This window comes from Chitinophaga agrisoli (assembly GCF_008386695.1).
Classification (GTDB): domain Bacteria; phylum Bacteroidota; class Bacteroidia; order Chitinophagales; family Chitinophagaceae; genus Chitinophaga; species Chitinophaga agrisoli.
The window spans coordinates 3,416,710-3,431,879 of the sequence record NZ_VUOC01000004.1 but is presented as its reverse complement, the minus strand read 5'-3'; the positions used below and the strand labels follow the sequence as shown (position 1 = coordinate 3,431,879).

At 50.1% G+C, this 15,170-nt stretch carries 10 protein-coding genes; 9 read left to right on the top strand and 1 reads right to left on the bottom strand.

The annotated features are described in order from the left end of the window. Positions 1-123: 123 nt before the first annotated feature. The 8 genes from F0L74_RS32530 (at position 124) to F0L74_RS32495 (ending at position 10,888) form a co-directional block, all read left to right on the top strand. Positions 124-1,398 (top strand): MFS transporter, encoded by a 1,275-nt coding sequence (locus tag F0L74_RS32530; RefSeq protein WP_149842037.1) that lies wholly within the window; start codon positions 124-126, stop codon positions 1,396-1,398. A gap of 11 nt (positions 1,399-1,409) precedes the next feature. Then, complete coding sequence (locus tag F0L74_RS32525; protein ID WP_149842036.1) at positions 1,410-2,576, top strand: Gfo/Idh/MocA family protein; 1,167 nt, start codon at positions 1,410-1,412, stop codon at positions 2,574-2,576. Positions 2,577-2,657: 81 nt separating this feature from the next. Continuing rightward, on the top strand, positions 2,658-3,710 hold the full coding sequence (locus F0L74_RS32520; protein WP_149842035.1) for a sugar phosphate isomerase/epimerase family protein: 1,053 nt from the start codon (positions 2,658-2,660) through the stop codon (positions 3,708-3,710). Between the two features lie 204 nt (positions 3,711-3,914). Beyond that, on the top strand, positions 3,915-4,334 hold the full coding sequence (locus tag F0L74_RS32515) for a c-type cytochrome (RefSeq protein ID WP_149842034.1): 420 nt from the start codon (positions 3,915-3,917) through the stop codon (positions 4,332-4,334). A gap of 244 nt (positions 4,335-4,578) precedes the next feature. Beyond that, on the top strand, positions 4,579-5,373 hold the full coding sequence (locus F0L74_RS32510; protein ID WP_246197904.1) for a 3-keto-disaccharide hydrolase: 795 nt from the start codon (positions 4,579-4,581) through the stop codon (positions 5,371-5,373). A gap of 100 nt (positions 5,374-5,473) precedes the next feature. After that, complete coding sequence (locus F0L74_RS32505; RefSeq protein ID WP_149842033.1) at positions 5,474-6,214, top strand: ThuA domain-containing protein; 741 nt, start codon at positions 5,474-5,476, stop codon at positions 6,212-6,214. Positions 6,215-6,229: 15 nt separating this feature from the next. Next, positions 6,230-9,646: a ThuA domain-containing protein gene (locus F0L74_RS32500; protein WP_149842032.1), complete on the top strand. Its 3,417-nt coding sequence runs from the start codon at positions 6,230-6,232 to the stop codon at positions 9,644-9,646. A 123-nt stretch (positions 9,647-9,769) separates the two neighbouring features. After that, complete coding sequence (locus tag F0L74_RS32495; protein WP_149842031.1) at positions 9,770-10,888, top strand: redoxin family protein; 1,119 nt, start codon at positions 9,770-9,772, stop codon at positions 10,886-10,888. Between the two features lie 281 nt (positions 10,889-11,169). On the opposite strand, the gene F0L74_RS32490 is transcribed toward F0L74_RS32495, so the two are convergent. After that, on the bottom strand, positions 11,170-11,598 hold the full coding sequence (locus F0L74_RS32490) for a transmembrane 220 family protein (protein WP_149842030.1): 429 nt from the start codon (positions 11,596-11,598) through the stop codon (positions 11,170-11,172). Positions 11,599-11,891: 293 nt separating this feature from the next. Between F0L74_RS32490 and F0L74_RS32485 the strand changes: the two genes are divergently transcribed. Continuing rightward, a complete protein-coding gene (locus F0L74_RS32485; protein ID WP_149842029.1) occupies positions 11,892-15,098 on the top strand; it encodes a SusC/RagA family TonB-linked outer membrane protein in 3,207 nt (1,068 codons plus the stop codon). Positions 15,099-15,170 lie beyond the last annotated feature (72 nt).

The following is a 15,170-nucleotide window of genomic DNA, read 5'->3' as shown; positions in this document are numbered from 1 at the left end:
GTCAAATAAAATCAAAGAAAAATGTTCCAGATGAAAAATATGCAATAAGTTTTTATAAATTTAAAGGTTTTATAGTCCATAAATTTAACACGTACTAAAACTAAACTAAAATTCACACGTATTATGGAAAAAGGGATACAGCCAAATAAACTCTTTGTCGCCAGTTGTCTGGCCCTGTTGGTCACATCACTTTCCTTTGGTATTCGTGCCGGTATACTCGGCAAGCTCGGAGTAGAATTTCACTTAAGCGTAAGGGAATTAAGCATTATTGCCAGCACCGCTTTCTGGGGTTTTCCCCTGGCCGTGGTGATAGGTGGTTTCATCGTAGATGTTATCGGTATGAAACGCCTGCTGCTGGCCGCTTTTCTCCTGCACCTGCTTGGTATAGTGCTCACGGTATTTGCGAATGGTTTCTGGTCACTATTTATCTCTACCCTGTTTGTTGGTATGGCCAACGGTACGGTAGAAGCGGCCTGTAACCCGCTGGTAGCCACTATTTTCCCTACCAACAAAACCACCAAGCTAAACCACTTCCACCTCTGGTTCCCCGGCGGTATCGTAGTGGGCACCCTGCTGGTGTTCCTGTTTAACAGGCTGGGTCTTAGCTGGCAGATACAGGTGGCCACTATGATCATTCCTACCCTTTTGTATGGATACCTGTTCATGAACCTCAGCTTCCCGGTAACAGAAAGGGTGGCCTCCGGTACCTCTACAGAGGAAATGTACCGCGCCGTATTCACACCATTATTCCTGGTGATGTTCGTACTCATGTTCGGTACGGCCATTACGGAATTGTTTACCGGTCAGTGGATAGAAGTGCTGTTAAAAAATGTAACGGAAAACGCCATCCTGATACTGGCATTAACGGCCGGTGTGCAAACATTCGGCAGGGGCCTGGCAGGCGCAGTGGTACACAAGATCTCCCCGGTGGGCGTGTTGCTGATCTCTGCCATACTGTCTGCCCTGGGCCTGTACATGCTGTCTACCGTAACGGGTAATATGATCTTCGTAGGCGCCTTTATATTTGGTATGGGCGTTACTTATTTCTGGCCCACTATGCTGGGTTTTGTATCAGAGAATATCCCCGCCTCCGGTGCGCTTGGTATGAACCTGATGGGTGGCGCCGGTATGTTTGCCGTATCTGTATACATGTTCTTTATGGGTGGTTTTTATGATAGCATCATATCCTCTCAGCTGCCTGCCAACGCCGTCCTGGACGCCTACCGCTCCGCAGCCCCCGGTACCACAGAAGCCACCGCCTTTCTACAGGCGCAGGCTGTTGCCGGTCCGGAAATACTGAGGGTTACCCTCGTCATCCCTATTATCCTGATAGCCGCCTTTGGCTGCCTTTTCTTCTACATGAGGGGCAGAAAGAAACAACAGTTGCAAACAGTTTAAAGCAAATAATTATGAACCGTAAGCTAAGAATGGGAATGATCGGAGGCGGAAAGGATGCCTTCATCGGCGCCATCCACCGTATTGCCGCCAATATGGACGGCCTGATTGAACTGAAAGCGGGCGCATTAAGCGTTAACCCGGAAGTAGCCGTAGATTCCGGCAAGATGCTGTTCCTGGAACCGGACCGTATCTACACGGATTTTAAGACCATGCTGGAGAAAGAAGCGGCCCGCCCGGAAAGCGAAAGACTGGACTTTGTAACGATCGTGACCCCCAATTTTGCCCATTTTGAGCCGGCTATGCTGGCGCTGGACAAAGGGTTTAACGTAGTGATAGAGAAGCCCATCACCTTTACGCTGGACGAAGCCAAACAACTGAAAGCCAAAGTAGAGCAAACCGGTCTTACCCTGCTGCTCACCCATACCTATACCGGCTATCCCCTGGTAAAACAGGCCCGCCGTATGGTAGCAGAAGGCGCTTTTGGCAAGATCCGCAAGGTGTGGGTAGAATACCCGCAGGGCTGGTTAAGCCGTATGTCTGAAAAAGAAGGCAATGCGCAGGCAGCCTGGAGAACAGATCCTAAACGCTCCGGTAAAAGCGGTTGCATGGGCGATATTGGCACCCACGCCGCAAACCTGGCAGAATACATTAGTGGCGCTAAAATAGAAAAGCTGTGCGCCGACTTAAATATATTAGTACCGGGCCGCGCCCTGGATGATGACGGCGGTGTGCTGCTGCGCTTTGACAATGGCGCCGCAGGCGTACTGCAGGCCTCACAGGTAGCTGCCGGTGAAGAGAATGCGCTGAAGATCAGAGTATACGGCGAAAAAGGCGGCTTGGAATGGGCGCAGCATGAGCCTAACACCCTGCTGGTGAAATGGCTGGACCAGCCGGCCCAGATCTACCGTGCAGGCGCCAACTACGGCGGTATCCAAAGCAGCTTTGCTGTGCACAATACCCGTACGCCTGGTGGTCACCCGGAAGGTTACCTGGAAGCATTCGGCAATCTGTACCGCAATTTTGCCCTTACTTTGATGGCGAAACTGGACGGCCAGCAACCGGCTCCTGAAGCGCTGGATTTCCCCAGCGTGGACGACGGCGTTCGTGGCATGGCCTTCATCGATAACGTGGTGAAGTCTTCCCAGAGCGATCAGAAGTGGACGGCATTTGAAATATAGCAAACGCCGGCAGCTGTCTACAGCTAACGGCTAAAAGCTAACCACTAACCGCTTTTTTTCAACACCAAGCGTACTAATATTATGAAAACAATAAAAGGTCCCGGTATATTCCTGGCGCAGTTTGCAGGCGATGCAGCGCCTTTTAATAGTTTGAAAAGCATTTGCGAGTGGGCCGCCGGCCTGGGTTTTAAAGGGGTACAGATCCCTACCTGGGTAAGCAGCTTCATAGACCTGCAGAAGGCGGCAGAAAGCCAGACCTATGCAGATGAGATAAAAGGCGTCGTAAACGCCGCCGGCCTGGAGATCACTGAGCTCAGCACCCATTTGCAGGGCCAGCTGGTAGCCGTGCATCCGGCCTATAATGAGCTGTTTGACGGTTTTGCGCCGGAACAGCACCGTGGTAATGCCGCCGCCCGTACAGAATGGGCCGTAAACCAGTTGAAATATGCCGCCAAAGCCAGCCGTAACCTGGGTCTGAACGCCCATGCTACTTTTAGCGGCGCCCTGCTGTGGCATACCGTATACCCCTGGCCCCAGCGCCCCGCCGGCCTGGTGGAAACAGGTTTCAAAGAACTGGCAAAACGCTGGCTGCCTATTTTAAATGAGTTTGATGCCAACGGTGTCGATCTTTGTTATGAGATCCACCCGGGCGAGGACCTGCATGACGGCGTTACCTACGAGCGCTTCCTGGAAGCAACCGGAAACCACAGCCGGGCCTGCCTGCTGTACGATCCCAGCCATTTTGTATTGCAATGTTTGGATTATCTGGAGTATATTGACATCTATCACGAGAAGATCAAAATGTTCCATGTGAAGGATGCTGAATTCAATCCTACCGGCCGTTCCGGCGTATACGGCGGTTACCAGGGTTGGGTGGACCGCCCCGGCAGGTTCCGCTCCCTGGGAGATGGCCAGGTGGATTTTAAAGGGGTTTTCAGTAAATTAACGCAGTATGATTACGATGGATGGGCTGTTATGGAATGGGAATGCGCCCTTAAACACCCGGAAGACGGCGCCCGCGAAGGCGCGCCTTTCATCAGCGAACATATCATACGCGTAACGGAAAAGGCCTTTGACGATTTTGCAGGAAGAGGCGCAGATGAAGCGCTTAATAAAAAGATCTTAGGAATATAGTCAGATAGCTGTTAGCCATTAGCCATTAGCTGTTAACGTTTAGTATTAGACGGCAGGTAATGGTTAACAGTTACATTTCAACAACGGGGGTGCTAACAACTAACACATAATAGCCGTTAGTTATTAGCCTTAAACATAGTACGATGGCTAATAGCTAACAACTAACAGCTAATTGCTAATTTTTTAAACTATCAACGATCAAACATGAGAAAGCGATTTTTGGCGCCGTTCGTATTGAGTGCCTTATTCTTTGCTGCCTGCGGCGGAGGACAAAACAGTAACAGTGAACAGCAGGCCAACAATAGCACATCCGGTACGGAAGGAGCAGCAGTAGATACTTCTATGGTATCTCCGGGCGCTAATGCACCCGTTGCAAAAGGCAAAACACTTATCGATGACCAGGATTGCAAAACCTGTCATAAAGAAGATGTGAAACTCGTAGGCCCTGCCTATAAAGACGTAGCCGCTAAATACACTGCCGATGAAGCAACCATCGACAAACTGGCTGATAAAGTGATCAACGGCGGCAGCGGCAACTGGGGCGATGTAGCCATGTTGCCTCACCCTTCCCTGGCTAAAGAAGACGCTAAGGAAATGGTGACATACATCCTGTCATTGAAATAGCCAAAGACATAACCATCTCAGGGCAGGGTCATCATACCCGGTGATCCTGCTTCCTGCCTCAATATTCATAACTACGGAAACCATGCGGCCGGTCAAACGGTACGTAAAGTATTGTCATGCCGGTAACAGAGCAGATACGCTACAGCAGATGAATATGGGCGCCTCCGCTCATAAAAAACAATACGGAAAAGCAATTATTCTTATATACTTTACGGCTGCTAAAATGAATAAAAGGTACTCAGTTATGGAACAATCGTTCAATAGTACGCTCTTCATACGGCGCACCATCCACCCACTCAGTAAAATCAGGAACTTTAATATGAAACTATTCAGCTCCGCCCTGTTAATGGGCGCATTGATCGCTACGTCTGCAACGGCACAGAAAGTGAACACACTCACTTCCAAAGAAAAGAAGGAAGGATGGAAACTGCTGTTTGATGGTAAAACTACCACCGGCTGGCATACCTACCTGCAAAAAGATGTAAGCCCCGCCTGGAAAGTAACGGACGGCGCACTGGAACTGGACCCCGCCGTGCAGAAAAGCGCCGGCGCGCCTCATGGCGACCTGGTGACCAACGATGAATATGAGAACTTCGAACTGTCCGTGCAGTGGAAAATATCCGAAGGCGGTAACAGCGGTATCATCTTCAGCGTACACGAAGATCCCCAGTTCAAACAAACCTACCTCACCGGCCCGGAAATGCAGGTGCTGGACGATGCCAAACACCCGGATGGCAAGATCACCAAACATAATTCCGGCGATCTGTATGACCTGAAGAAAGCCCCCCAGAATCCCGCTAAACCGGTAGGAGAGTGGAACCAGGCCAAAATACTGAAGAAAGATGGCAAAGTGACCCTGTGGCTCAACGGCGTGGAAACCGCCTCTGTAGTGATAGGCTCCGATGAGTGGAAGGACATGCTGGCGCACAGCAAGTTCAAAACATGGCCCGGCTTTGCACAATACGCAAAAGGTCATATCGCCCTGCAGGACCATGGCCACCAGGTATGGTACAGGGATGTTAAAATACACGTATTATAGTAGTAATTACAAATGGTCAATTACGGACAACGATGTACATCCGTAATTGATCATTTCCCAAATAGTATCTTATTCTTCCACGTAACGTAACTATAACTTTATGAGCACAAAAACATGGGCCCTCTTCCTGCTGCTGATCGGGGCGTTACTATCCGCAGATGCAAAGCCAAAGCCTAAATTGCTGGTATTTTCAAAGACCATGGGTTTCCGCCACGACTGTATCCCCGTTGGCAAGCTGGCGATGATAAAGCTGGGCAGCGAGAACGGTTTTGAAGTAGATACCACGGAAGACGCCAGCGTATTTACGCCGGATAACCTGAAACAATACGCCGCCATTATGTTCCTCTGTACCACCGGCAATGTGCTGGATGATGCGCAGCAAACTGCCATGGAAGGTTATATCCGCAACGGTGGCGGCTTTATGGGCATCCATGCCGCCACGGATACGGAGTATGACTGGCCCTGGTATAACAAACTGGTAGGCGCCTGGTTCCTCAGCCATCCCAAACAGCAGGAGGCTACCTTACTGGTAGTGGACCGCAAAAACGCCGCTACGGCGCACCTGCCGGAAAAGTGGGTACGTAAGGATGAATGGTATAACTTTAAGGACCTGAATCCGGACGTGCACGTGCTCATTAAGATAGATGAAACCTCCTACGAGGGAGGAAAGAACGGGGATAACCATCCTATGTGCTGGTATCATGATTTTGACGGCGGCCGCGCCTTTTATACAGAGATGGGCCATACCAAAGAATCCTATGCAGATCCCCTGTATTTAAAACATGTACTGGGCGGTATCCGCTATGCAATGGGTACCGGTCACGGAAAAAAGAAAGCATAAGCATCAACTTAAGAAATGAGATATATATTCGCTATCACGGTAATGCTGGGCCTGGGCGTCCTCATTACCGGCTGTCATAAAACCCGGCCCGGTAAACCCAAAGTACTGGTGTTTACAAAAACAGCGGGTTTCCACCACTCCTCTATACCCGCAGGTATAAAAGCCATCACCAAACTGGGAGAAGATAATGGCTTCGAAGTGGATACCACCGTAAATGCCGATAAGTTCAACGAAGACTCCCTGCAGCAATACTCCGCGGTGATCTTCCTGAACACCACCGGCGATGTGCTTAACAACTACCAGGAGGCAGATTTTGAAAGGTATATCCAGGCCGGCGGCGGTTTTGTAGGTATACATTCCGCTACGGACACTGAATACGACTGGGGCTGGTACGGCCAGCTGGTAGGCGCCTATTTTGATAACCATCCGCCCGGCGTGCACAAGGCCACGCTAACGGTAAAGGATAAAACCTTTGCCGCCACCAAAGACCTGCCGGAAAAATGGGAGCATACTGACGAGTGGTATAATTTCAAGAAGCTGAATAAAACCACCCATGTACTGATCACGGTAGATGAAAAGACCTACCAGGGCGGCACCATGGGCGATCATCCCATTAGCTGGTACCATGATTTCGATGGCGGCCGCGCTTTCTACACAGAGCTGGGCCATACAGATGAAAGCTACACCGAAGCTACTTACCTGAAACATATCCTGGGCGGCATTCAATATGCCATAGGCGGTAACCGTATGCTGGACTACGCAAAAGCTACTACGCTGCGCGTACCGGAAGAAGACCGCTTTACCAAAACAACACTGGTTGCCGGCGAATTCTTTGAGCCTACGGAAATGGCCGTGCTGCCGGATCTGAGCATCCTGGTGGTACAGCGCCGCGGCGAGATACTGTACTGGGATCCCGCTACCAAAAAGATCTTCCAGGCAGGCGCGTTAAGGGTATATCACAAGACAGATGTGCCTAACGTAAATGCGGAAGAAGGTCTGCTGGGTATTACCGCGGATCCGGACTTTAAGAATAACCACTACGTATATATGTACTATTCCCCCATAGATACATCAGTGAACCGCCTGTCCCGTTTTAAATTTGAGAATGGCGTAATAGATACCGCTTCAGAAAAGATCATCCTGCAGCTGTACTCTCAACGCCAGATCTGCTGCCACACCGGCGGCTCCCTCACATTTGACGGCAGCGGACTGCTGTACCTCTCTACGGGCGATAACAGTACGCCGTTTGACGAGCCCGGCCAGCAATACACCAGCAAAGGTTACGCTCCGCTGGACGACCGTCCCGGTCATATGCAATATGATGACCGCCGCACCGGCGCCAATAGTAATGACCTGCGCGGTAAGATCCTGCGTATAAAGGTAAGCCCTGATGGTAGCTATACCATCCCGGAAGGCAACCTGTTCAAACCAGGTACGCCTAAAACACGTCCGGAAGTATACGTCATGGGTACACGTAACCCTTACCGTATATCCGTGGATAAGAAAACTGGTTATCTCTATTGGGGCGAAGTAGGCCCGGACGCCAATAATGATGATCCCAACCGTGGTCCCCGTGGCTACGATGAGGTGAACCAGGCAAAAAAGGCCGGTAACTTTGGTTATCCCATGTTTGTAGGGAATAACTACCCCTACCGTTTATATGACTATGGCACCGGCGAAAGCGGTCCTGCTTTTAACCCGGAGAAACCGGTCAATAATTCCAGGAACAATACGGGTATCAAAGATCTGCCGCCTGCACAGCCGGCATTTATCTGGTATCCATATGCCAAATCGCCGGACTTCCCGCAGGTGGGCAGCGGTGGCCGTAACGCCATGGCGGGTCCTATCTATCACAGCGAGTACTATCCTAAAGAGACCCGCTTCCCGGATTACTACAACGATAAGCTGTTTATATATGACTGGATCCGCGGCTGGATCAAAGCCGTGACCATGAACCCGGACGGCAGCTTTTCCAAGATGGAGCCGTTCATGGAGCATACCAAGCTCAATGCGCCTATCGATATGGAAATGGGTCCTGACGGACGTATGTATATACTGGAATACGGTAATGGCTGGTTCAGCAAGAATGCAGACGCTGCCCTGTCCCGTATTGACTTTAACGGTGGCAACCGCCCGCCCAAAGCCGTATTATCGGTAAATAAGCTTACCGGTGGACTGCCCTTTAAAGTAAAACTGAGCGCTAAAAAATCTGTAGACCCTGATGGCGACCAGCTGAAGTACCTGTGGTTCTTTGGCAACGGCGACAAAAAGGAAAGCACAGAGCCGGAGATCGAATACACCTACACCACTGCCGGCGAATACCCGGTAGCCGTAGAGGTAACGGATGATAAAGGCGCCAGTACCCGCACCTCCACCACTTCCCTCTACGCCGGTAACGAAACGCCGGAGGTGAAAATAGACATCACCGGTAACAAGATGTTCTACTTCCCGGGCAAGCTGGTACACTACACCGTTACGGTAAATGACCGTGAAGACGGTACTACTGCAGATGGCAAACTGGACGCATCCAACATCTTTGTAAAAGCAGAGTATGTGGAAGGCCGGGATAAAGCCGCGCTGCCGCAGGGCCACCAGGTGATCACCGGCGCTATTGCCGGTAAGAACATCATGGAAGCCGGCGATTGTAAGACCTGTCATAAACTGGATGAGAAATCCATCGGGCCTTCCTTTAAACAGGTGGCGGAAAAATATAAGAATGATCCTGCTGCGCCGGATTACCTGGCCAATAAGATCATCAAAGGCGGTGGCGGCGTATGGGGCGAGACGGCTATGTCTGCACACCCCACGCTTTCCAATAGCGAGGCGCACCAGATCGTGGAATATGTAATGTCACAGGCGTCAGATGCCAAACGGCCGCAATCCCTGCCGCTGAACAACGCTATTGAGCCTACAGTGGGCAACCCCCTCAAGGACAAAGGCGTGTTTTACCTGATGGCCAGCTATACGGATAAAGGTGGCCCCGGCATTAAGCCCATCACTGGTTCCGCTGCGGTAGAACTGTTCAACTCTAAACTCCAGGCAGGGGATTACGACAAAGCAGATGGCGTGTCCACCTATACAGATGATGGTAAGAAGTTCCTGATACCGGCTGCTAATACCACCGGCTGGGCGGCTTATCAAAACCTGGACCTCACAGAAGTGAGCGGTATTGAGATCAGCTACGGTGAGCAGCAGGCGCCCCAGTACGGCTATACCGTAGAAGCGCTGCTGGATGGCCTGCAGGGTACTTCCCTGGGCACGGTGACCATTGGCCCCGGCGGTAAGATCACACCGGAGCGCAATACAGCCCTGATCAGCTTTACGCCCGTATCTGATGGCAAGCAACATACGCTGTACTTCCGCATCAAGGCCGCAGATCCCAATGAAAAAACACCCTTGGGCATCGAAAGCTGGCAATTGACTACGAAGTAGGCAGTTATTTATTTTACTTTTTACAAAGAGACTGTACCACCGCCTGGTACAGTCTCTTTTTTTATGCCCAAACTCCGGAAAGTTTTGGTATCTTATTCTACCTTATCAATCCCCGTTTCAGTTATGAAAAAGCCATTATTCTGCCTGTTGCTCCTGCTGGGCGCGATCAGCACCTGGGCGCAGGAACACCCGGAGCCCAAAACACTATCCATCGGCGCGGCGGCGCCCGCTTTCTCCCTGAAAGGCACAGATGGAAAAACATATACCCTCGGCAGTTTTGCCAAAGCCAAAGTATTGGCTATCGTCTTTAGCTGTAACCACTGCCCCACGGCGCAGGCCTATGAGGAGCGCATTAAGCAGCTTACGAAGGATTATGTGCCTAAACAGGTAGCCGTAGTGGTGATCTCGCCCAACAGCCCCAAGGCAGTGAACCTGGGAGAACTGGGTTACACGGAGATGAGCGATACCTACGAGGAGATGCAGCTGCGCGCCAAACAGCACGGGTTTAATTTCCCTTATCTGTATGATGGGGATAACCAGCAGGTATCGTTGGCCTACGGGCCTATTGCCACCCCGCATGCCTTTATATTTGACGAGGCCCGCAAGCTGCGTTACTCCGGCCGCCTGGATAGTAAGGAAAAACCCGGAACAGGGCAGGCGGAAGATATCCGCGGCGCCATAGACGCGGTGTTGGCGCACAAAGAAGTGCCTAACCCCGTACAGAAAACCTTTGGCTGCTCCGTTAAATGGGCCTGGAAGGATGAGTGGAATAAAAAGATCCATGAGGAATGGGCTAAACGCCCCGTAAGCCTGGATACCATGGATGCCGCCGGTATCAAACAGCTGCTCAGAAACGACGGGGATAAGCTGCGCCTTATTAATATATGGGCCACCTGGTGCGGCCCCTGCATACAGGAGCTGCCGGAGTTCATCAACACAGACCGTATGTACCGGGAGCGTGATTTTGAGTTCATTACCATCACTACAGACAGTCCGGAAAAAATGGCCAAAGCGCTGGCCCAGTTAAAAAAGCTGGAAGCGTCCAATAAGAACTACCTCTACAGCGGCAGCGATAAATACCAGTTGATAGAAGCGGTGGATCCGGCCTGGCAGGGCGCCTTGCCCTATACGGTACTGGTGGAACCTGGAGGGAAGATCGTGTTCCGTCAGCAGGGGGCCGTTAACATGTTGGAACTACGCAAAGCCATCGTGGAAAATAAGCTGATAGGGAGGTATTACTAGACGGTCATTATAACGCCATAAAACTATACCGCTATCATGACCGCCAGGTACTACATTGCATATTTATGATCACCATTATTAATGTGTGGCTTTTCCGGCTGGGTGGTTTCTTTTAAAAGGGGCTTTCTTAATAGAGAACGTATACAGTTTTTTCATAACAGCATTTACATAACGTTTGAGGAAAAAGCCTTGTTATTGCATGGTAACTGCATTGACACTGCATTGCAACTGCATTGACACCCGTATCCCACCTATTTTGAAACGATGCTGCAAATTTTTGCCTAACTCCGCTTTTTCATTTTCATCGCCTGCTTCCGCTGCTTTTTCATATCCCGCTGGCCGGAGTATATATGATTGATCAGCAATACGATGATCAATATAAACAACCCAAAAAACTCCCGGGTTTCCTCTATCCAGGGTTTACCCGCCTTCATTGTCTGCGCAATATTCTCCGCGTTATGCTCTGTGGCCCAATCCATTACGCCATACTTATCAAAAAAGAGATAAGTAGCATAGGCCAGGTACACCACAATACCGATCAGGTAAGCGCCCCGGTAAAATTTCTTACGGGAAGCCAGCCAGCACAACACCGCTGCATAAAGATAGATGGGCATCCAGATATAGGGATCAGGATCATTGTACTGCAGCCCGGCAAATACAATGAAAACAACGCAAAAGAAAACGTTGAATATTTTCATGAATACTTTCATGTTGTATATAGCATTTTAACACAAATTATAAATATGCGCGGACATTATGTTTTATTTATATAGAGTGTTGGCACTCAGGGAAGTTTTTTTGAAAAATGTGAAATAAATACTTGCAAATGTTAAAATAAAGTTATAAATTGGGTTAACAATAAAGACACTGAGCACAAACCAAAATCTGATTAGCGCAACCAAAATTCACGTTGTAAAGGAATTATAAAGCTGTTATCTCGAAAGTAACTACCAAAATCTTGCAAAAATAATTCACACACATAAAGCCTTTATAAAGCCACGTTATGAAAAAAATCTACCACAATCTGGTGGCATGGTGCTGTTGTCTGTTATTTCTACTCCTAGTCAACAGCACCTTTGCCCAAACCAGGAAAATTTCCGGGCATATTACGTCTTCTGAAAATAGCGAACCTGTAGTAGGCGCTACCGTACAGGTTAAAGGCACCAGCACTGGCACCGTCACCGATGTGAATGGTGCTTTTTCATTAACAGTGCCTGACAACGCCACCCTGGTCGTTTCATTTGTAGGGTTTAAACCCCTGGAAGTGACGGTAGGACAGGGCTCCACCGTTGATGTCCGCCTGGAATCCTCTGCCAGCTCACTCAACGAACTGGTGGTAACTGGTTATACCACCCAGCAACGTAAAGAGATCGTAGGCGCCGTTTCCACGGTAAAGGCCAAAGAACTGGTAGCCGTACCGGCCGGTAATGCAGAACAACAGCTGCAGGGCCGCGTTGCCGGTTTAACCGTGCTTTCTTCCGGTCAGCCTGGTACTACCAGCCTGGTACGTATCAGGGGCTTTGCCTCTTTTGCGGGTAATGAGCCCCTCTATATCGTAGATGGCGTGCCTACCTTCAGTATTGAGAATATCAACAGCTTTGATATTGAGACCACCACCGTACTGAAAGACGCCGGCTCCGCCTCTATATACGGCGCCCGCGCCTCTGCCGGTGTGATCGTGATCACCACCAAACGCGGTACCCGTGGTAAACTAACGGTTACCTATGATGGTTCCTACGGATGGCAGAACCCTGGTAAAGGGTTTAAGGTCCTGAATCCCCAGCAAACCGCAGACTATACCTGGAGCGCATTACGCAATGCCGGTAAGCTGGAGCCCAATGGCAATCCCAAGAACGATCAGTATGGCAACGGCGTAAACCCCGTATTGCCTGATTATATCAAGGCAGGTGATAAAGCCGGCCTGTTCGAAGGTGACCCTGCCCTTGATCCCAGCCTGTATAATATCGATCCCAATAAAGGTGCGCTCTACCAGATCGTACGGGCCAATAAAGCCGGTACAGACTGGTATGATGCAGTGACCCGCACAGCGCCCATCCAGCAACACTCTGTAGGCCTCTCTGGCGGTAGCGATAATTCCCGCTTCTACCTGGGCCTGGGTTACTATAACCAGCAGGGTGTGGTAATGAGCACTTACCTTAAACGTTACACCGTCCGCGCTAACTCGGAATTTACCATTAAGAACAGGGTACGTATAGGTGAGAATTTCCAGATAGCGCTTAGGGATAACCCGCAGCTCACCAACCTGGATGAGGGTAACGCCATTTCCCTGGCTTATCGTATGAACCCCCTCATACCCATCTATGATATTAACGGCGGATGGGCCGGTACCGCAGCTAAAGGGTTTAATAACCCCAGCAACCCGGTTGCTAACCAAACTCGTGCAAAAGATAATAAAGGACATGCCTTCGGTATCTTCGGTAACGTATATGCAGAAGCAGATATCTTAAAAGACCTCACCTTCCGCAGTAGCTTTGGTGGCGGCCTGTTTAGCTTCTATGCAAATGGTATCACCCCCAAGACATACGAAAACTCTGAGAACATCGGTAACGACCTGTTATTCGAAAATGCAGGTTATGGTTACAGCTGGACCTGGACCAACACCCTCCGCTATCAACATACCTTTGGTATGCACGATATCAAGGCCCTGGTAGGCATAGAGGCCATCCGCGATGGCGCCGGCCGTAACCTGGCAGGCACCGGTCTGAACCCCTTCACCAATGTGGTAGACTACCGCACACTTACTACTACGCAATCCTCCGGCCGTACTGCCAACAGTGATGGCAGCCCCGGTAACGATATCTTCTCCATCTTTGGTAAAATAGACTACACCCTGCTGGACAGGTACCTGCTGAGTTTTGTGCTCAGAAGGGATGGCTCCTCTAACTTTGGTATCGCCAACAGGTATGGTACCTTCCCCGCTATCTCTGGCGGCTGGCGCATCAGCCAGGAAGACTTCCTGCGTAATGTGTCCTGGCTCAATGAACTGAAGATCCGCGGCGGCTGGGGTTTGATGGGGAACCAACGTATAGATCTTAACAACCAATATAACCTATATGCTGCCAGTGCTTCTTTCTCTGCCTATGCTATAGATGGCGCTAACACTGCTACTTTCGAAGGGTTGAACAAAGCCAGGATCGGTAACCCGGAAGGCCGCTGGGAAACCAACGTTACCACCAACATCGGTATGGATGTTACGTTGTTCAACAATACCATGGACATCATATTCGACTGGTATCACAAACGCACCAGGGATCTGCTCTATAACCCGGAACTGGCCGCTACTTTAGGACAGGTGACCTATCCTACCATTAACGTAGCCAGTATGCTGAACAAGGGTATAGACCTCCAGATCATCAAACGCGGTAACTTCTCCAAGAACTGGCGTTATGAGGCCAACCTTACCCTAACCACCTACAAGAACGAGATCACCAAACTGGCGGAAGGCGTAGATTACTTTGACGGTAACAGCTTCGGCTCCACCCGTATAGGTACCTTTACCCGTAACGCAGTAGGCCACCCGATCTCCGCTTTCTTTGGTTATGATGTGATTGGCCTTTTCCAGGATGATAATGATGTAAAGAACAGCCCCATACAGGATGGCGCTGCTCCCGGCCGCTTTAAATACCGCGATGTGAATGGCGATAAAAGGATCTCTCCGGATGACCGCGTGTTCTTTGGCGATCCCAACCCGCGCCTCACCTCCGGCCTGGACCTCACCATTGGTTACAAAGGCTTTGACCTGAACCTGTTCCTGTACATGGTACAAGGCTCTAAGGTGATCAACTACACCCGCTGGTTTACGGACTTCTATCCCTCTTTCCCGGGACAGGCCATCAGCGACCGTGTGTTGAGCTCCTGGACGCCGAATAATAAGAACACTTCCGTACCCATTTTCGAAGACGTATCTAACTTCAGCACCAATACCCAGCCTAACTCCTACTATATGGAAGACGGTGATTATATCCGGGCGCGCAACCTGCAGCTCAGCTATACGCTGCCCGCTTATACCTCGCGGACAATTGGTATGGAAAAACTGAAAGTATACGTACAGACCACCAACGTATTCACCATCACCAAATACAAGGGCCTGGACCCTGCGGTGAGTGGGGTGGATACCAATTTTGGTGTGGACTACGGTAACTATCCGCTTACCCGCCAGTTTATACTGGGTCTGAGCGCCACTTTTTGATCATAAACATTCAACGGACTACCTATAGTATCCTGTCTGCGCCCTGACAACGATGCATGAGCTGCAGATAAA